The 19,422-nt window shown below is 69.7% G+C and carries 14 protein-coding genes, 1 tRNA gene and 2 pseudogenes; 7 read left to right on the forward strand and 10 right to left on the reverse strand.

Annotated features, from left to right (window positions below; translation table 11 throughout):
• Window positions 1-1,604: pseudogene (locus Voc01_RS46170) on the reverse strand (ATP-binding protein); the annotation flags it as partial.
• A complete protein-coding gene (locus Voc01_RS46175; RefSeq protein WP_203934139.1) occupies window positions 1,604-2,041 on the reverse strand; it encodes a cation:proton antiporter family protein in 438 nt (145 codons plus the stop codon). The gene Voc01_RS46175 and the pseudogene Voc01_RS46170, both read right to left, overlap by 1 nt.
• A gap of 1,563 nt (window positions 2,042-3,604) precedes the next feature.
• On the opposite strand from Voc01_RS46175, the gene Voc01_RS46180 reads away from it, so the two are divergent.
• The 5 genes from Voc01_RS46180 to Voc01_RS46200 all read left to right on the forward strand — a co-directional run bounded on the left by Voc01_RS46180 (window position 3,605) and on the right by Voc01_RS46200 (window position 8,576).
• Window positions 3,605-3,835: a hypothetical protein gene (locus Voc01_RS46180; protein ID WP_203934140.1), complete on the forward strand. Its 231-nt coding sequence runs from the start codon at window positions 3,605-3,607 to the stop codon at window positions 3,833-3,835.
• Window positions 3,836-3,945: 110 nt separating this feature from the next.
• On the forward strand, window positions 3,946-6,045 hold the full coding sequence (locus tag Voc01_RS46185) for a tetratricopeptide repeat protein (RefSeq protein WP_203934141.1): 2,100 nt from the start codon (window positions 3,946-3,948) through the stop codon (window positions 6,043-6,045).
• Complete coding sequence (locus Voc01_RS46190; protein WP_203934142.1) at window positions 6,042-6,470, forward strand: hypothetical protein; 429 nt, start codon at window positions 6,042-6,044, stop codon at window positions 6,468-6,470. Before Voc01_RS46185 ends, Voc01_RS46190 begins: the two co-directional genes overlap by 4 nt.
• A 119-nt stretch (window positions 6,471-6,589) precedes the next feature.
• Window positions 6,590-7,660, forward strand: coding sequence for a LuxR C-terminal-related transcriptional regulator (locus Voc01_RS46195; RefSeq protein WP_203934143.1), 1,071 nt, complete (start codon window positions 6,590-6,592; stop codon window positions 7,658-7,660).
• A 76-nt stretch (window positions 7,661-7,736) separates the two neighbouring features.
• Window positions 7,737-8,576, forward strand: coding sequence for a hypothetical protein (locus Voc01_RS46200; protein ID WP_203934144.1), 840 nt, complete (start codon window positions 7,737-7,739; stop codon window positions 8,574-8,576).
• Window positions 8,577-9,462: 886 nt separating this feature from the next.
• Here the strand turns inward: Voc01_RS46200 and Voc01_RS46205 are convergent.
• Both Voc01_RS46205 and Voc01_RS46210 read right to left on the reverse strand, forming a co-directional pair.
• The gene (locus Voc01_RS46205; protein ID WP_203934145.1) at window positions 9,463-10,371 is read right to left on the reverse strand and encodes a ComEC/Rec2 family competence protein; all 909 of its coding nucleotides are present in this window, start codon (window positions 10,369-10,371) and stop codon (window positions 9,463-9,465) included.
• Complete coding sequence (locus Voc01_RS46210) at window positions 10,338-10,646, reverse strand: hypothetical protein (RefSeq protein ID WP_203934146.1); 309 nt, start codon at window positions 10,644-10,646, stop codon at window positions 10,338-10,340. Before Voc01_RS46210 ends, Voc01_RS46205 begins: the two co-directional genes overlap by 34 nt.
• A gap of 629 nt (window positions 10,647-11,275) precedes the next feature.
• Between Voc01_RS46210 and Voc01_RS46215 the strand changes: the two are divergent.
• Window positions 11,276-12,494: pseudogene (locus Voc01_RS46215) on the forward strand (IS110 family RNA-guided transposase).
• 295 nt (window positions 12,495-12,789) lie between these two features.
• Here the strand turns inward: Voc01_RS46215 and Voc01_RS46220 are convergent.
• From Voc01_RS46220 to Voc01_RS46245, 6 genes are all read right to left on the reverse strand, one after another.
• A tRNA-Ala gene (locus Voc01_RS46220) sits at window positions 12,790-12,863 on the reverse strand.
• A gap of 142 nt (window positions 12,864-13,005) precedes the next feature.
• On the reverse strand, window positions 13,006-13,776 hold the full coding sequence (gene sepX / locus Voc01_RS46225; RefSeq protein WP_203934147.1) for a divisome protein SepX/GlpR: 771 nt from the start codon (window positions 13,774-13,776) through the stop codon (window positions 13,006-13,008).
• Window positions 13,777-13,952: 176 nt separating this feature from the next.
• Complete coding sequence (locus Voc01_RS46230; RefSeq protein ID WP_203934148.1) at window positions 13,953-14,594, reverse strand: GNAT family N-acetyltransferase; 642 nt, start codon at window positions 14,592-14,594, stop codon at window positions 13,953-13,955.
• Window positions 14,595-14,596: 2 nt separating this feature from the next.
• Window positions 14,597-15,838: a molybdopterin molybdotransferase MoeA gene (locus Voc01_RS46235; protein WP_239160981.1), complete on the reverse strand. Its 1,242-nt coding sequence runs from the start codon at window positions 15,836-15,838 to the stop codon at window positions 14,597-14,599.
• 10 nt (window positions 15,839-15,848) lie between these two features.
• Window positions 15,849-16,742 (reverse strand): UTP--glucose-1-phosphate uridylyltransferase, encoded by an 894-nt coding sequence (locus Voc01_RS46240; protein ID WP_203934149.1) that lies wholly within the window; start codon window positions 16,740-16,742, stop codon window positions 15,849-15,851.
• Window positions 16,743-16,752: 10 nt separating this feature from the next.
• The gene (locus Voc01_RS46245; RefSeq protein ID WP_275423825.1) at window positions 16,753-18,723 is read right to left on the reverse strand and encodes a GGDEF domain-containing protein; all 1,971 of its coding nucleotides are present in this window, start codon (window positions 18,721-18,723) and stop codon (window positions 16,753-16,755) included.
• 136 nt (window positions 18,724-18,859) lie between these two features.
• Here Voc01_RS46245 and Voc01_RS46250 point away from each other — a divergent pair, with 136 nt between their 5' ends.
• Window positions 18,860-19,384 carry a 5-formyltetrahydrofolate cyclo-ligase gene (locus Voc01_RS46250; RefSeq protein WP_203934151.1) on the forward strand — a complete coding sequence of 175 codons (525 nt, stop codon included), beginning with the start codon at window positions 18,860-18,862 and terminating at the stop codon, window positions 19,382-19,384.
• The last annotated feature ends 38 nt before the right edge of the window (window positions 19,385-19,422 follow it).

Genomic DNA, 19,422 nt, shown 5'->3' on the forward strand with positions numbered 1-19,422 from the left:
TGACCAGCGTGTCCCAGCCGATAGCCCAGGTCGGCGTGCAGCCGCGCACGGATAGCTGGATCGTCAGTGGCGGTCAGCCGTTGTTGGACGGTCAATTCGGTGAGAGCTGCCGCGACTAGGTCGAAGTCGACGTGGCGCCCGGCTGGCAGCTCTGCTTGGACCGCGTCGAGGACATCGGGGTCAACGTCGGGTATGGCGATCAAGCGTGCCAGTGCGGCAGGTCCGGCAGACAGCACCAGACTGGGACGGGTGCGCAGCAGCGGGTACAGAACGTCCGTTGCGACGTGGGGCCACCGAGTCGCAGTTTCCACCAGGACCGCAGTTGCAGCACCGGCATATGAGGGTGTGTCGTCGAGGTCGAGCAGGCGGGTGGCAACGGTCTGTGCCCAGGCGTCTGGTGTGTAGTCGTCGACATCGTGGCCTGGGATCGACAGGGCCAGGAAGTCCTCGCCGAGCCGGTCCGGGTACAGGGGAGAGAACACCGTTCCGTCGAGGATGGGCGGATAGCACTCGCTGTGATCATCGACCAGCGTGCGGGCCGTCTCTCCGGCACTTGTGGCGGTCAGCTCGACCAGTGCGAGGGCATGTCGGGCGACGTCGTCGGAGACCGGCCGGGTCAGCGTGGCAGCGAACACCACCCGACCCAGCATCTTTGGCGCAGTAGTGATCCCGCCGTGTTCGCACATCATCCGCCAATGCTGCTGCTCCCGGTCGAGCAGGTACGACGACAACCCGACCACGCTCCTAGCAGGGGCGGTGTTACGGGCCGCTGCGTCTACCGCGACCAGTGCGGCCATGTGCAACGGCAGCGCCCGGGCAAACGCGTTGTCGGCCAACTGCACCGGCGGTTGAACCCCGGCTCCGTCGACACCCAGCACCTGGGCGAACCGGTCGCGGGCAGCTTCGAACATCGTCCGGCGGACGGCGGTTGTGTCCGCCAGTTCTCCCAGCTTCATGCTGGACACGGTGATGTCGACCTTGCGTAGCTCGCTGCGCAACGACTGCCACCACAGCCCTGCCGGGCGGGCAAGCAGCAGCACCCGCACTGGTCGACCCGGCATCGGCCGGACCACCCCATCGGTCACCATCCGCAGCAGATCCGTGACCGGCCATCGTTCGGCGTAGTCGACGACCATGACCACGCCACACGCCTGCTCCGGTATCCCACTACCGGCAGCGTCGGGACCAAGGGAACTTTCATGTCGGGCCTGAACCACCGCCCAGCCTGCCTGTGCCGACCGGGCCGCGAACTCCGCTGCCAACCGGGACTTCCCCTGCCCACCCGGGCCATGTACCAACTGCACCGCCCACGCGGTCACATGGTCGTCCCGCCACCCGGCGAGCGCCGCGAGTTCGTCGTCGCGGCCGGTGAACCCCACCACCTGGCGGCGGGCGGCCAGCAACTCACTAGGCGGCACGCCTTCGGACACGCGGATCAGCGGCGGTGGCGACGGCAACCCCTCGATGACATAGCGGCGCGTACCGATCGTCACCGACCCGACCGTGCCCGTCACCGCAACATTGACCCCGCCGGTGTTCGCCTGGTGGATGTCGCCAGTGCGCTGCTGCGGTGTCCCGGTGGTGCGGCCGTGGCCCTTGACCATCAGGGGTTGCCACCCGGCATGTCAACGTCACCCATGTTGCCCGTGTTCGCCAGGTTGACCCCGCCTGTGTTGCGCTGGTCGATACGGCCGCTCTGACCCACATGCGGGCCCTCCGACGAGGACGGGCCGGAACCCGAGCCGCCGCCGACCGGCCGCCGCCACGCCAGCCACCCGATCACCAGCCCAGCCACCGCCAACCCGGTCGCCACGAAGAACCCCACCACCGTCACCCACGCACTGGCCCGTTCCAGTCCTTCCCGCCGAAGGAACTCAATGAACACCGCTAGCACTGCTCCGGAAGCGACCAGAAGTACCGCGAAGATGACCTTGCGTTGCCGAGTCACCGGTCCATCGTGACGAACAGTCACAAGCCGGCGATCCCCCATCCGGGTGACATCGACCGGCGACACCGACGCGAACGGGCCGCCATCCGACATCGCCAGCCCAGACGGTCATGATCACCCGGACCATATTGGGCACAAATGAGCCTGAGAACTGCTGTAAGAGGTCGACAGACGATGACCGACGAGCGGCAGGTCAGTCCACTGATTCGACCGATTTCGATGGGCCCGGAACGGCGACGCGGGGTAGGGGTTCAAGTCCCGTCGTCTTCCACCAAGACCATGCAGACGCTGTCCCCGGCATTGGAGAGTCCTGGGCCGACAAACGCGCACAATCTTGCAAGCCGGGGTTTGACAGGCCGGCCAGCGCTGCGGCTGCTGGCGGCCTCCGGCCGGCATCGCCGCGCTCGGCCGGTGCGCCGACGTTCAGAGAGATTTGGGGTGACCGGCCCGCCGCGCCGGTCGCCGCGACGATTGCCCGCAGGGTCGCCGTCTGCCGACGCGGAGGCAATCGCTGCCGCGCCGCTTCGCGGCTTGCCACCGGAGCTCGTGGTCGGCCGACGTCGTGGTCGGCCAGTGCCCACGGCGTCAGCGCCATCCCGACGCCGAATCGTCCACGCCGGCCGGTCGCCGCTGGTGCCGGCATCTATCGGGGGATGAAGGAGGACCAGAGGCCGCAAGATCATCGGGTACAAATCCGGTACAACAGAGGCCGATTAGCGGTGTCAAACGCCAACAACCGTCGACAGGCGTCCGCGCAGGTCGGCCGCCATTAGCGTCCGATTGGCGGCGTTTCGCAGGCCAGGAGCGTTTTGGGGTTCAAATCCCCTCAGCTCCACCATTTGTTCGCGTACTTGAACCCGGGTCGAGCAGGCTCGGGTTCCTCGCTGTCTGGCTCACGAGGTCGGCGAGTTCATCTTCCGCCGCGTAAGGCCGTCGTCGTCCGCGTCGAGATAGATGCGGTCGTAAAGGCTCGGTTGAGTACCTGGAGGGCGTTGGCTGGCGTGGCGGTACAGCTCCCGTGGGTCCGCGAGCAGGTCGAGCAGGTGGCCGATTGCCTCGGCAGCGGCGTCGAATGCGGGCGTGGCCGTGCCGTGACGAGGCGCGGCGGTGCTCGGCCCAGAACTCCTCGTTCTCGACGGCCGCCCGATGGAGCCGTTCGTCCCACTCGGCCTGTTGCTCGGGCGTCATCGGCGGCGGCACCGGAAATCCCAGCGGTCCGGAGGCGGGCTCGCACCGTCTCACCGCGGCCAGCGGGCCGCTCGGGCTTGGTCGACGCCCCGCAGGTCGGGTCGGACTCCATGGCTCTATCTTCTCGGCCGCGCCGTAGGAGGGGAGTCCCAGACAGTGGTCATCCAAACCCGAGAAGCATCGACAAGATCGTCCGGTGAGAATCCGGTCGCGAAGTTGCCGCAGCGAGTGGCACGTGCCGTCTTCCGGCCAGCCGCGGCTTGCCACACGGTGCGAAACCCGCTGGCCCATCGCTGCTCCTGGAACGGTGTTGCGTCTTGCGGTTCGTGAGGTCCCGGATGTCGATGGTTGGCGGCTCGCACTCTGGCTTGGCGGTGTGTGCCCGCTGCGCCGGTAGCTCGTTGGGGCGCTTGTGACCGGCGGTGCGTGGTAGACCGATACCGACATCACGCAAGCAGGGAGTAACCGATGGGTGATGATGGTGAGTTGACCGGCGAGGTGGGGGCGGGTCAGTTGACCAACGTCGCTGGGGCAATGACCGATCAGGGTGAGCATCCCGGCGATGGGAACGTCGCTGCGGCGGTGCGCGCCGACGCCAGCAGGTCCGTCACGGTGACGGTGACCGGGGCACCGGAAATCCAGGTCGGTCGTCACAACCCCCGGACGGACACCGTCAACGCATCCCGGACGACCGGGTGAAAGGACCGGCTGGTCACCCGGACCCACCGCGCGTCCACGTGAGCGGATCGGCCGGAGTCCAGGCCGGTGATCACAACACACAGACGAACGTCGCGGCGGATGTGTCGAGGGTGCCGCCGCCGCAACGGGTGCCCGAGGTCGCCGGGGTAGGGGTGGTGCACAACCTGCCGCTGGCGTCGGCGGTGTTCGTCGGCCGCGACGTGGACCAGGTGGCCAGCTTGTTCGGGCACGGTACGGGCGTGGTGGTCGGGCAGGCGGCGGTGCACGGCCTGGGCGGTATCGGCAAGACGGAGCTGGCGGTCCACTATGCGCGGGCGCATCTGCACCGGTACCGGTTGGTGTGGTGGGTCACGGCGGACACGACGGCCAACGTCGGTCTTGGCCTGGCCGGGTTGACGCGTCGCATGCATCCGATGGCCACGCTGACCGACGCGCAGGAATGGGCGATGGGATGGTTGCAGTCGAACACGGGGTGGCTGCTCGTGCTCGACAACGTGGAGGACATCGACCACATCCGTTACCTGCTGGGCGTCGTCGCCGGGCGGGGGCAGGTGCTGGTCACCACCCGGCGGGACTACGGCGCGGCCCGATGGGCGAAGGTGGGATTGGCGTCGCTGCGCCTGGGTGTTCTGGACCGGACGGCCAGCATCGATCTGCTGATCCGGTTGACCGGCCAGGACGATCCCGACGGTGCCGGCCGGGTAGCCGCCGACCTCGGGGATCTGCCGCTGGCGTTGGAGCAGGCCGCTGCCTACCTCGGTCACCACGACGGGCTCACCTTCGACGACTACCGGGACCTACTCGCCGCTCGGTTCACTCAGATGGCGGCCGACCCCGGTGAAGGGGAGCCGGCGCACCGCAGCCTCGCCCGGGTATGGCGGGTTAGCATCGAGGCGGTCACGGCCCGATCGGCGTTGGCCGCCTCGGTGCTCGCGGTGCTGGCCTGGCTGGCCCCGGACCGGCTGCCCGCCGACGTACTCGGGCCTCTCGCCGACGATCCGGCCGACCTGGACCGGGCGCTGACCCTGCTGTCGTCCTACAGCATGATCACCATGGCTGGGGGCGAGGTCAGTGTGCACCGGCTCGTCCAGGCCGTCACCCGCACCGACAGCGACGATGAGCCCCGGTCACAGGCGATCCAGATACTGGACGCGGCCGTCCCGGACGACCCGATCGCCAACGTAGCCGGGTGGCCGCGCTGGGTGGCGCTGCTTCCCCACATCGATGCGGCCGTAGAGAACATGCCGCCCGATCACAGCGACACCACCATCCTGCACATCGCAGACCGGGCCGCGACCTTCCGTCAGTTCCAGGGCCAGCTCGGACCCGCCATCACCGGCTTCGAGCAGGTTTTCGCCGACTCCCGGAGGGTTCTCGGCAACGACCACCCGGACACGCTTACTTTCCGTCACAACCTCGCCGGCGCCTACGAGGCGGCAGGGCGGGTGCGTGAGGCGATCGCCCTGCACGAGCAGGTTCTTGCCGACTCCCGGCGGGTTCTCGGCGACGACCACCCGTCCACGCTCACCTCCGGCCACAGCCTGGCCTACGCCTACGAGTCGGCGGGGCGGTTGGATGAGGCGATCACCCTGCACGAGCGGGTTCTCGCCGACTACCGGCGAGTGCTGGGCGACGACCACCCACACGCGCTGACCTCTCGTCACAACTTGGCCTACGCCTACGAGTCGGCGGGGCGGGTCGATGAGGCGATCGATCTGTTCGAGCAGGTCGTTGCCGACTACCGGCGGGTTCTCGGTGACGACCACCCGCATGCGCTGACGTCTCGTCACAACCTCGCCGGCGCCTACCGGTCGGCGGGGCGGGTGGGTGAGGCGATCACGCTGTACGAGCGGGTTCTCGCCGATCGGCGACGGGTTCTCGGTGACGACCACCCGGACACGCTGACCTCTCGTCACAACCTCGCCGGCGCCTACGCGTCGGCGGGGCGGGTGGGAGAGGCGATCACGCTGTACGAGCGGGTTCTCGCCGATCGGCGACGGGTTCTCGGTGACGACCATCCGTCCACGCCGACCTCCCGTCACAGCCTGGCCTACGCCTACCAGACGGCGGGGCGGGTGGGCGAGGCGATCGATCTGTACGAACAGGTCGTTGCTGACTACCGGCGGGTTCTCGGCGATGACCACCCGCACACGCTGACGGCTGCCGAGAACCTCCGCCGTGCCCGGCAGTCTCGCCCGGGCCCGGATTGACCGATCCGCCGCACGGCCATCTCGCGGGCTGTTCTCGAATCAGATGGTCGACACAAGGCCGGGCGTTCAAGGGCCGTCGATCTAGGGTGCGCGGCATGGAGCTGAACGGGCAGGGCGACTTCGGCGATATCGAGATGGACCAGCAACCCGTCCATGACGACGACTGGCGGGCGACGGCCGAACCGCGCGACGACGATACCGACCGGCATCCGGTCGGGCGACTGGGCATCGACTCCGACCATGACGGGGACGTCGACCGGATGCTCATCGACACCGATGGTGACGGGGACTTCGACCGGGTCCTGATCGACACCGATGGCGACGGGGATTTCGACATCGCGCGGGACTACGGCGACGACAGGCCGGCCGGGCCCGGCGACGACAGGCCGGCCGGGCCCGGCGGCGGTGGCGCCGTCAGGTACTGACCCGCGGACAGATTCGCAACGGGAGCCGACGCCGCTACATTGAGGGTTCCGGAGTGGCGTGCGGGAGGTTCCCTGTGCATACCGGGCAGTGGCGCGGTGACGACGCTGAGGCCTCCGGTGTGACCGTCACCAGCGACGACGATGGCTCCCAGCTCCGGGTCACGGTGGGTGGGCGGTGGGACTGGCGCGTCGCGCTCGCCGTGCGGACAGCGGTGAACAAGTGCCTGGCCGAGCATCCCGGTGCGGTGATCGTCGACCTGGGTGGGGCAGACGATCCCCGGGGATCCAGCGTGGCCCTGCTGGCGGTGGCCTACCGCGTGGGTCGGGCGATGCGGCCCCGGGTTTCGGTCGCCGTGTGTATCGCCCCGGGCAGCCCGTTGGAGCGGCGCATGGGCTCCCTGGGCGCGGCGTGGTTCGTGCCGCGGTTCACCAGCGTGCCGCTGGCCCGCGCGGCCCTCGAACAGGACCGGGTCGTTCCGAGCCATCTGAGCATGCGCCTGCAGCCGGTGCCCGTCGCCGCCAGGCAGGCGCGCCGGCTGGTCGCCGAGGCGGGCTACGGCTGGGACGACGTGGTGCGCCCGGCCCAGCTGGTCGTGTCGGAACTGGTCACGAACGTGGTCCGGCATGTCGGTACCGAGATGTCGGTCAGCGTGAGCCGCCGCCACAGCGGGCTCTTCTTGGCCGTCCGCGACGGTGGTCCGGTGCTGCCGCGTGGCGCGGAGAGGTACGGGCTCGGGCTGTCGCTGGTCGACCGGATCGCCTCGGTCTGGGGGTCCCACCCCACGCATCAGCGCACCGGCAAGGTCGTCTGGGCGGTCGTCCGGCAGGGCCACCACCTGGATGCGGCGGCGTCGACGGCGAGACAGATCCTCGAATATCTGCCGACGACGCTGTCGACGGAGGACATCGCTACCCGGTTGCGCATCCCGGTCAATACGATGAGGGCCCACCTCAAAGCCATCTATCGAAAGCTCGGGGTGTCCCAGCGGCAGGAAGCGGCTTCGGCATCCCGCGGTCGCCCGGTTCAAGGACGGAGTCGGCCGCCGGAGACCTACGCGGGGTTGTCGCGCGCCAGAGGCCCTGCACGTACTGCCGCTCGCTGGCCAGCGCGGGACTGTCCGGCTGTTGACTGCAGCGATCTACAGGGCAGAGGACGTTCTTTGTGGCGGAGTTCACCGACCTCCCTTTGACCAGGCCGGTTAGCCGACAGAATTTGCAGGCGGTACTCGCAATAGGCATCCGCAGTTTCGGAGGAGCTGTTAGAAAATGTCTATCTTTCTCCACCTCATTATTCCAATCGCGTCCGGTTTCCTCTTCTTCGTGCTCGGTGTCGTACTGCCGGATGAGATTCAGGGCGAACTTGCATTGGGTGCCATCGGCGTTCTCGTCGCAGTCATCGTGGAGATGATTCTTCGGCTTATTCGGAAAGAGGCAAGTCGAGATGCCACGAGCAACCTTCTCCGTCGACTTGATGACTTGCCCAAGGAATCGTACCCATTCGCTCTCGAAATGCTGAAGCAGTATGTGCGGGCCACCAATTCGACAGAACACCCCGTTTACAAAGACGCGTTAAGAACGCATGCGCTGAACTCGGCGGACTGGCTCCGACGTGTTTCGAGTGGCGAACTCGAAGTCGGGGCCGGAAGAATCGAACTCTTGGAGGAGGGCGTCCAGACATGCAAACGTTCAATTCGCGGAATAACTGTGGCGTCACTAGACCTAGGCTGGTGGCGGTCAGAACACGGAATAGGGTACTGGAAGGAGAACGTGGCAGCCATAAAGAATCGACAGGTCGAAATCCACCGAATCTTCATTGACGGGTTCGGGTTGTCCGAAGCACAGAGGAACGACCTGAAGGACCTCATAGCGGAGCAGCGGGCCGAAGGAGTTACGACCTTCTTCGCCGAGATTGACAAACTAACAAGTGTCATCAATGACCCTGGCCGTGACATCACTATCTTTGACGATCATCTCGTCCACGAGGTATCCGCCGTGATAGATGGACACCCTACGCGCGTGACATATCGCCGGGGGCAGGATGCCGTCCGGGAGGCGAATGAGCATTTCCTTAAGGTTCGCAACAGGGCCTCGCGTCTCGCGCCCTGACCTTCTCGCGCGGGAGCGGCGTTGGCAGTTCGCGTCAAGGCTCCTCGTCGTTGAAACATCATTCTACAACGAACATCCGCAACAATCGACCAGGTTGACTTCGACGCCGAATTGGGCTTGGTGCGCTTCGACGCGACGAGCACCGCGACATCCTCGCCGCGGCCATCCGCACCCGGCTCACCCCGAGCGGCTTCTGCGACGACGCCCCCTGTCCGCCGCACACTCACTCCACCCGGTTGCCGGCATCGACATCACCTGTGCCGAACTCGCCGCAGTCCAACGCGACCTCGTCGCCGTTCGAACCGCCACGACCGAGTTCGGCGGCCGTGCCCACCCTGGTTAGGGGACGCGGTTCACTCTCCCGGATCTGCGACCGGTTCGACCACGCCGCCCGGCCCGGCGCACGCGCAGCAGTTCACGCACACGCTCGTCGGCAGCAGCCTCCGTTCGTCGGCGCGGCTCATAGCCACGCTCGACCAGATCGATCGGACGCGTGACGCCAAACTCCTGCTAGAGCTGATCCGGGCCATGGCTCAGCTCGCCGACACCCTGGCCGGACCGCGCCAGGCGCAATATCGGCTGCACCAGGCACGATCCGCACTCGCCGCAGCGACCGAACTAGGGGCGGCAGCGGAACGGCCAGCATCCCGTCAGCCGTACCGTATCCCACTGCCGTTAGACATCGATCGGCTAACGTCCGCCGAGACTCTCCTACAGCGAGGCGACAGCCGCCGAACTCGACGCTGATGAACCCATCGCTCGGACATCATCCGGTCCGGCGGTCTGACAGCCAGTCGCTCACAACAGCGGCGAGCGCGGCGAGTCGCATCGACCGGCCCAATCCACTGCGAACCCGGGGCCGGATCGCTACCGGAGTACGACAGGCTCACACGTCGACCGTCAGGATGCCATCGGCCGCCGGGAACACCGCTGTGTGAGGCCACGGCGGGTCCGCCCACGTCTGCGTCGTCGCCGACCGGTAGTTGAAGACCAGTTCGACCGGACCGGTGCGTGATCGGAGCACGCGCTGCACGGCCGCCCGGTCGGGATGCCCGTACACGGCGCCGTTCGTGGAGAACAGGAACCGCGGGCTGTCGACGAGCGCGAGGAAGTCGTCGGTGACGTTCGCCGCGCTGCCGTGGTGCGGCGTCTTGACCGCGTCGACCGGCAGCCGGGCCAGCCCGCGCTCGGCGAGCAGCCTCCGCAGACCGGACGCGAGCACGGACCCGTGGCCGTCGCCGGTGAGGAGCAGGCTGCTGCCGGCGTGCTCCAGGAGAAACGCGATGCTGCTGCCGTTCGCCTCGGAGTGGTCCAGGCCGTCTCCGCCGAGGGCGTCGCCGCCGAGCCCGCGCAGGTCCCGCCGCTCACCGAGGCGCCGCAGGGCTTCGGCGGTGTCGCCCGGCTCCATCCCCGCCCGGCGGAGCGCGCCGCGCCAGGTGCGCCGCAGCGCGGTGAGCTGCTCCGGGCCGGGCGACAGCAGCGTCAGCTTCGGGCCGCCGGGCAGGTCAACGACAGGCACCGACCCGCCCGCCGGCACGGCCACCGGTCCGCCAGGCGGGCTGACGCCGGCGTTCCAGGACAACCGGTCACGGTCGATCAGCGCGGTGACGTACTCCCCCTGCTCGGGCCCGAGGCCATCACTCGGCACCGCGGAGAGGTGCCGGTAGCCGTTGAACCAGATGTCACCGATCCCGAGCCGCAGCGCTCTACGGTCCTGCAGCAGGCGCGCGACCCCTTCGACGTGGTCACCGTCGATGTGGGTCACGACGACGAGGTCGAAATGGCGGCGCCGCATCCGGCTGACACGGCGGTGAAGGAAGGGATAGGTCCAGCGCGGACCGCCGTCATTCGCTCCCCGTCGGCGTACCGCGGATGCCAGGCGGCGGCCAGCAACTGCCGTAGGGCCGGATCGCGCTGAAGCATCTCGATGAGCGCCGGCCGCACCCGCCAGATGTGCCTCCGGGTGTCGCTCGGGAGGGTGACCGAGCCGGCCCTGAGAGACGCGGCGTCGGCGAGGCCGGCTGCCGCCGCGATGTTCGGATGCCATCCCAGCAGGACGTCGATGTCCATGACACGGTTACCTTATGTATCCGGGTAGCTCCAGCACCACCTTCTGACGGACAGCCGGCTCGGTGGAAGAGCCGCGTCGGCTTCCGTTGCGCAGTTCATCGCCTCTCAGGTTCGACATGGCTTAACCTCCGGTGGGCAGCGCGCTCACGTCGGGGACCAATGGCGCAGCGGGTCGTGCCCAGGCGGCCTCTCAGCCGCAACCACAACGACGTACCGCCCTCTACCCAGAGCTCGCCGAGGTCGCGCGCCCGGCAATGGATCAGCGATCCGCGCTGGCCAGCTACTCGCCCGACGGCGCTCCGTTGGGTGTGCCAGTCCGGAGCGTCGGTGTACACCGCGCAAGCCGCGTGAACCGTCTTGATTCGTCCGCTGACCACGCCGCGCCCACCTCGTCGCCGCGGAGCAGGCGCCTAATGGCAGTGCGGCCTTCTCGTAGTTGTGGGGAAGGATGCGTCCAAGCCGCCGGCGGGTGATTACTGGCTTCGCCTGAGATGTGATCTCTACCGCTAGAGAGTGACCTCGCCGGCTGCGGAGGCTGCTGTCAGCTCGTGGGGTGTCGCGCCGTTGAGCGCTGTCCATTAGGCCGCTGCGCAGGCTCCTGGCTCTGTCCGAGTCGAGGAGGGAACTGCTTGGAGATCTTCTGTGGTATCGACTGGGCCGAACGTCATCACGATGTAGCGGTCGTCGACCAGGCCGGAACGTTACTGGTCCGGCGGCGTATCACCGATGACCTGGCCGGTTTCACTGCGCTGTCCGCGATGTTGGCCGAACACGGCGGTGAACAGTTCACCGCGGTCGACGTGGCCATCGAGACCGACCGCGGTCTGCTGGTCGCGGCGCTACGCGCGGCTGGGCACCGGGTCTTCGCCATCAACCCGAAAGCGGTCGACCGCTACCGGGACCGGCACTCGGTCTCGGGCGCCAAGTCCGATCCCGGCGACGCACTGGTCCTGGCGCACCTGCTACGCACCGACCGCGACCAGCATCGGCCAATGCCCGACGACAGCGAGCTCGGTCAGGCCGTCAGCGTGCTGGCCCGGGCGCACCAGGACTTGATCTGGGCCCGCCGGCAGGACGCCAACCGGCTACGCAGTCTGCTGCGGGAGTTCTTCCCCGCCGCGTTGACCGCCTTCACCGATCTAACCACCAAGACCGCCCTGACCGTGCTGGCCACGGCCCCGACCCCAACCGCCGCAGCCCTGTTGACCCGCGCGAACCTGGTCGACCTTCTTCACGCCGCCGGACGGGGCACCCGCCCGGCAGAGGCCGCCCATCTCACCGAGACGTTCACCGCGGAGGAACTGCGACAACCCGCAGCAGTGGAGACGGCGATGGGCGAGGCGGTCCGAGCCATCGTGCGGACCCTGACCGCGACCAACGAGTCCATCAGACAGCTCGAACATGCCCTAGCCGCGTCTTTTGAGCAGCACCCGGACGCCGAGATCATCGACAGTCTTCCCGGACTCGGTCTCGTCCTCGGCGCCCGGGTACTCGGCGAGTTCGGCGACGACCCAACCCGCTTCACCCATGCTGCCAGCCGCCGCAACTACGCCGGCACCGCACCGATCACCCGCGCCTCCGGCCGCCACCGCGCCGTCCTGGCCCGCTACATCCGCAACAAACGCCTCGCCGACGCCTGCTACCTCTGGGCCTTCGCCGCCCTGACCCGTTCCACCGGCGCCCGCTCCTACTACGACCGCCGCCGCAGCGCCGGAGACCGCCACAACGCCGCCCTACGCCGCCCTACGCCGTCTCGGCAGCAAACTCCTCGGCCAACTCCACCACTGCCTGACCACCCGCGAGCACTACAACGAAGCCCTCGCCTGGCCCGAACCGGTCACCGCTTGACAACCAACAGCCGTGGGGTGTCTAGCGGCGATGTCGTCGATCACACGGCTAACAATGTCGTTGGAACTTTGCCTACCTTCGAGAGCGCAAAGCGAACTCGGTTGCGGTCTGGCTCGGCTGTTGGGCCACAACGCGCTGGACGGTCGTTCCCGCACCTGACCACCGATTGAATGCCGCCAGATGCCGCCCGTCGCCAAGTTGTGACGCGCCCGATCTCACGGTCAAACCACGGTCAAATGATCAAGGGCGGCTCCCGTGGCACCGGGAAAGCCGCCCTTGACCTGCGTAAATAGTGTGGAGCTGAGGGGATTTGAACCCCTGACCCCCTCGATGCGAACGAGGTGCGCTACCGGTCTGCGCCACAGCCCCTTGGCCCAAGAAGCGGGCCGGCAACAAGGCTAACAGGCCCCCCGCCCGCCCCGCGAACGGGTTCCCCGTTCGCGAGCGAACGAGGACCCCGTTCGCGAGCGAACGAGGACCCGGTTCGCGGGCCAACGAGGAACCAGACCACCTACTCGTTCACCGCCCGCCCGTAGCTGCCCTCGCCGGTCAGGCGTCGGCGGGCCTCCTCGCGGGCCTCCAGTTGACGTTCCAGCATTTCGCGGCGTTGGGCGGCCCGGCGGGCCTGTTCGCGGCGGACGGCGGCCTGCCGGCGTTCGACCCAGGCTTCGTACTGCTGCTCGGCCCGCCGGTGGCGACGCTCCAGCAGCGACCGGTTCCGCAGGTTCACCACGAACGCCACGAGCAGGAACCCGGTCACCGACACACCGATCCAGAAACCGGGCGCCACGAGCGTCGCGAGCGTGGTGAACAGCGCCGTCACCAGCGTCAGCAGCACCAGGGTCCGGCGGCGGCGCCGCAGCGTCCGCAGCCGCGCCGCGCGGCGGGCGGCGGCGGATGAGAGGGACGTCGCGCGGCGTGCGTCGGGAGAGGGCGCGGCGGTCGGACCGCGAGGGGACCGGCGGGGACCGGACCCCGCGGGACGCGACGACGACGGGAACGCGTTCGACGCCGTGAAGACCGCGGCGCCGGCGGCGAAGGCGGCCGCACCGGCGACCTGGCGGGCCAGCACGCGGGGTGGGTTCAGGGGGCGCCGGCCGGGACAGGTGCGTTGGCGTCGGGGATGCTGCCAGCCGGCCCGGGTCAGTACCCGCGCCGTCGACATCGCCCGCTCCGCCACCAGGCGTTCCGTGGCGTCGTACCGGCGCACGAGTGCCGGGGCGAGCGCGAGAAGGCCGGCCGCGGCAAGGACGGCGAGGAGCACCGAGGTCGGCACCCTCACCCCTCTCAACCGAGCGCCGACGATCCCGCACCGTCAGCGCATGTACCTGACGATCACCGAGGTTAAGGCTCTGGTGGCGCAAATCGGGCGCGCCACGCCAGCCGTTGCATCGGCAAGGAACAAAGCCGCGGGACGCCAAGTGTGAAACCGCTCAAAATCGCCCAAACAGGGCATAACTACACGCCAGTGCGCATCCTGTGCCACCGGGCCAGCAGGCCGCCCTCCAGCGCCACGTCCTCGGTGGTGATCGCGTATCCGACGTGGTCGCGCCAGGCGCCGTCGATGTGCAGGTACCGCGGGTGGTAGGCCTCCTCGCGGATGCCCAGCTTCTCGACCACCCGGCGGCTCGCCTTGTTCTCCGGCCGGATGTTGATCTCGATGCGGTGCAGGCCCCCGGCCCGGAACGCGTGGTCGACCGACAGCGCCAGCGCCGTCGGGATCACGCCCCGACCGGCGACCCGCGAGTCGACCCAGTAACCGGCGTACGCCGAACAGAACGCCCGCCGCACGATGTTGCCGAGGGTGAGCTGGCCGACGAGCCGCTCCTCACCGTTCTCGACGTAGCAGACCGCGAACGGCATCGCCGCGCCCTGTCGCGCCGAACGCTTCAGGTCCGAGTAGACCGCGCGGAAGGCGGCCGGCGAGTTCAGGTCGTGCCACGAGCCGTACGGGGTCGGCTCCCACTGGGCGAGCCAGCTCTCGTTCGCGCGGCGGACCTCCGCCCACGCCTGTCCGTCGGAGCGCCGGTACGGACGGAGCACCACCGGACCGTCGGTGAGCACGACCGGCCACCCCGGCGCACCCGCGCCTAACAGCATCGTTACCGCCGTCGATCAAGCAGGAGAACGTCTACCGTGGACCCGGCCGCGGCGGTGACCACCCGTTCGCCGAGCACCATGAGGGCATTCGCCTTGGCCAATCCTGACAGCGTATACGGGCCACCGGCGAGCGGCGCCACCGTGTAACCGCCACCGCGCCGTTCCGCGACGTGCGCGGGCCGGAACTCGCGGAGCCCGGCCGGCGAGGAGACCGTCTCCAGCAGGTGCGCCTTCACCGAGGGCCGGAACACCGGGTCGGCGCCGGCCAGCAGCTGGATGATCGGACGGGCGAGCACCTCGAACCCGATGAGCGCCGCGCCCGGGTCACCCGGAAGGCAGACGACCGGTACACCGGTGGCGCCTCCGACGGTCCCGAAGCCCAGCGACCCCGACGGGTACAGCGACACGTCCGTGAACTCGACGTCCTTGCGGGAGAGGATCCGGCGCACCATGTCGCCCGGGCCGGTGCCGGTGCCGCCCGTGGTGATGATCAGGTCGGCGCGCAGCGTCTGGTCCTCCAGGAGGCCGCGCAGGCCCTCGGGGTCGTCGTCGCAGATGCCGATGCGGTAGGCCAGCGCGCCCGCCTCGGCGGCGGCCGCGGTCAGGGCATGTGAGTTCGCGTCGACGACCTGGCCGGGCTGGCTCGTGCGGCCGACCTCGACGAGTTCGTCGCCGGTGGCCAGCAGCACCACCCGCGGGCTCGGCCGCACCACGAGGTGACCGATGCCGGCCGCGGCCAGCATCGCCACCAGGGCCGGTGTGATGTACGTGCCCGACCGGGCCAGCAGCTCGCCGGCGGGCAGCTCCTCGCCGGCGCGACGCAGGCCGCTGCCGCGCTTGCCGGCCCGGTAGACCTCGACCACGGCCATGCCGCCGTCGGTGTCGTTGGTGGGCACCACGATGTCGGAGTTTCCCGGTAGGGCGGCACCGGCCGCGATCGAGAAGCAGGTTCCGGGCGTCAGCCGCACCGGCCGCCAGCTCGACGCACCGAGGTCGCCGATGACGTTGAGGCGTACCGGCCGGTGGCCGGAGGCGTCGAGCAGGTCGTCGAGCCGGGCGGCGTAGCCGTCGACCGCGGCGTGGTCGAACGCGGGCAGTGGCCCGGGTGCGCGCACGTCTTCGGCCAGGACGTTGCCGTACGCCTGGTTGAGCTCGAGATCGAGCGGCGGCAGCGGCCGGACGGCACGCAGCACCGACGCCAGATAACTGACGAGCGGCGTGCGCGACTCGGCGAGCAAGGTCAACAGTTCTCCGTCACAGTTCCTTGCCGACGAACTCGACCAGCCACTGCTTGAAGGCCGGCCCGATGTCGGCCCGTTGACATGCCAGTTCGACCACGGTCTGCAGGTAGCCCAGCGGCATGCCGGTGTCGTAGCGCACCCCGCCGTACACGATGCCGTGCACGGGTGCGCCCTCCTCGAGCATCAGCGCCATGGCGTCGGTCAGCTGGATCTCCCCTCCGCTGCCCGGACCGGTCCGGCGAAGCGCGTCGAAGATCCCGGACGGCAGGATGTACCGGCCGATGATCGCGAGGTTGCTCGGCGCCTCCTCCGGCGTGGGCTTCTCGACCATGCCCGTTACTTCGACGGTCCTGCCGTCGCGATTGGTCACGGAGGCGATGCCGTACCGGCTCACCTCCTCGGGCCCCACCTCCAGGAACGCGAGCACGATGCCGCCCGTGCGGGCCTGCAGGTCGAGCATCTCGTTCAGCAGCGTCTCGTCGTCCATGAACTCGTCACCGAGCAGCACGGCGAACGCCTCGCCACCCACGTGCGACTCGGCGAACGACACCGCGTGCCCGAGCCCGAGTGCCTCTCCCTGTCTTACGGAATGGATCGCCGCGAGTTCACTGGGACGTTTCACCGCCGCGAGCCGCTCGTCGTCGCCCTTGGCCTCGAGGCGCTGCTCCAGGTCGGGCCGGCGGTCGAAGTGGTCGACCATGGCGGTCTTGCCCCGCCCGGTGACCAGCAGGACGTCGGTGATCCCGGCGGCGGTGGCCTCCTCGACGATGTACTGCAGCACCGGACGGTCGATGACCGGCAGCAGCTCCTTGGGCACGGCCTTCGTCGCCGGGAGGAAACGGGTGGCCAGACCGGCGGCGGGAATGACAGCCTTGACTGCTCGGCCGGAGGTCGTGGTCTGTGGCATGCCCGAAAGGCTAACCGCCGAGAACCCGCTGTGCCGGTTGCACACCGCGGGACACACCGGTAACCGGTACCGACGGGTCGCCAACCGGCGCCGCGGGGGCGACCTCGGGGCGCCGAGCGGGGATGGCGAGGCCCGGGGGTCGGCGTGCGTCGGCGGTGCGGCACGCGTCCCGTCCCGCCGCTTTCGCCGCATAGAGCGCGATGTCCGCGGCCTCGAGCACGGCGGACCCCGTTGCCCCGTGTTCGGGGTACACGGCCACCCCGATCGATACCGTGACGTTGATCATGTGCTCGCGGGCCCGGACCGGCGTGCCGCGCACCTCGGCGGCCAGCCGGCGGGCCAGCGCCGACCCGCCGGCGGCGTCGGTCTCCGGCAGCAGCACCACGAACTCCTCGCCGCCGCGCCGGAACGCGACGTCGACCTCCCTGGTCACGGACCTGATCCGGCGGGCGATCTCGACCAGCACGAGGTCGCCGGCGGCGTGGCCGTAGGTGTCGTTGACGTCCTTGAAGTGGTCGAGGTCGAGCGCCACGATGGCGAGCGTGCGGCCGAACCGGGCCGCCCGCTCCAGCTCCCGGCGCAGCGACTCGCGCAGGTAGCGGTAGTTGAACAGGCCGGTCAGCGAGTCGGTCAGCGACAGCCGCTGGGCCTCCTCGTGCAGGCGCACGTTGTCGAGGGCGATCGCGGCCTGCGCCGCGAACGTGGTCAGGGTGGAGACGTCGGTCTCGTCGAAGCCGTCCGGGCCGACCCGGTCGTAGAGCGCGAGGACGCCGCGGGCCGGCTCGGTCGCGCTGTCCTCCAGCGGCGTCACCGGTTCGGGGACGGCCACCGGCACGGCCACGAACGTGGTGGCTCTGGGCTCGTCCGGCGCCACGGCGAAGTCGGCGAGACGGCCGTGCGCCGGCACGCCGCTCTCGGCGACCGTGCCGAGCATCCCGACGCCCGGTGCCAGCGTGATGCCCGCCAGCGACGGCGACCCGGGCACCGCGCCGACCGAGCACTGCGCCACGAGCAGGCCGCTGGTCGGGTCGAACAGCATCACCACGCCGGCCTGCGCGCCGGTCGCCGACCGGGCCGTGTGCAGCGTGACGTGCAGGATCCGGGCCAGGTCGTGGGTGCCGCTCAGCGTGTCGCCGAGCAGGGCCAGGTGGTTGCGCAGCTGGTCACGGCTGGCGGTGAGGGCCCGCACGTAGCCGCGCATCTCCTGGGTCATGCGGTTGAACGTGGCACCGAGCCGGCCGACCTCGTCGGGTCCGACGTGCAGCACGCGGGCGTTGAGGTCGCCGGCGGCGACGCGTTCGGCGGCGTGGGCCAGGTCGGCGAGCGGTCGGGTGGTCGACCGGGCCAGCCACCAGCCGGCGGCGAGCGCGACCAGCGCGGCGACCGCGACCACAAGCCCGAGCAGCCCGTACAGCCGGTCGAGCGGCGCCGGGGTGGTGCTGATCACGAGGGTGAGCGGCTGGCCTTCGCCGGGTTCGAGACGGCGCTCGATCTCGCCCGGGCCGACTGTCACTCCCCCGGCCGCGGCGAGCGCCTGCAGCAGCGCGCCGTCGACCGGCGCGGTGGCCTGGGCGTAGCCGAGCAGCGCGCCGTCCCGGTCGCGGCGTTCGACGCGGACCCCGAACGCCCCGTCGCCGGTCCCTCCCCCCGCGCAGTCGGCCCAGGTCGTGGGCGCGGGGGGACCGGCGGAGGCGGTGACGCCGCCGTACGCGTCGGCGACGACGACGCTGGTGGCGCCGGAGGCGACCACGGGTGTGCGACCCTCGGCGGCGAGAAGGGCGGCGGTGGTCGCGGCCGACTGCAGCCGGTCACAGCGGGCGGCGAGTTCGGCTCGGACGGCGCTGGCCGCGGCGGCGAGCCGGTCGTCGGCCCGGTCGCGGGCGAGTTCGGTGGCGGTGATACCGACGAACACGGCGGCGAGCAGCACCGGCCCCAGCACCACCCCGAGAAAGGTGACGGTAAGCCGGGCGCGCAGCGTCACGGTCCTCTCCTCCCCGGGGGCGTGGGGCTGTCGTCCTCTTTCGATGCTGTCACAAAGTGTGATGTTCAGAAGCCGGACAGTAAGGAAGGTCGTGTCAGATTTCAGCCCATCGGGGGTTGCGCCGACCAAATCGGCCATGCGTTCCGCGCTGCTCGCGGCCCGCCGGGGCGTTCCGGCCCCGGAGCGGCGGCGCCGCGACACCGCGATCGCCGCCGCGCTGGCACCGCTCGCGCGTGGCGTGGTCGCGGCCTTCGTGCCGCTCGCGGAGGAGCCAGGGCTACGGGACCCGCACAGCACGCGGTTCTCCGTACTTCTCCCCGTACTTCTGCCCGACAACGACCTCGACTGGGCCGTGTTCGACGGCCCCCTGACCCCGGGCCGGTTCGGCCTGCGGGAGCCGGTGGGACCACGGCTGGGGGTCTCGGCCGTGCTCGACGCGGACCTGCTCCTGGTCCCGGCGCTGGCGGTGGATCCGCTGGGCCGGCGGCTGGGGCGTGGTGGCGGCTCCTACGACCGGGTGCTTGCCCGTGTGGCCGGCGCCGTACCCGCGCTGGCGGTGGTCGACGAGGCGGAGGTGGTGCCGGCGGTGCCGGTCGAGCCGCACGACCGCCGGGTGCAGGGGTACCTCACGCCCGCCGGGGTGCACTGGATCTCCCCCTAGCGGTCCCGGAACGCTCCCGGCCCGCACCCGTGCCGGAC

The sequence above is a fragment of the Virgisporangium ochraceum genome, assembly GCF_016863655.1.
Taxonomy (GTDB): domain Bacteria; phylum Actinomycetota; class Actinomycetes; order Mycobacteriales; family Micromonosporaceae; genus Virgisporangium; species Virgisporangium ochraceum.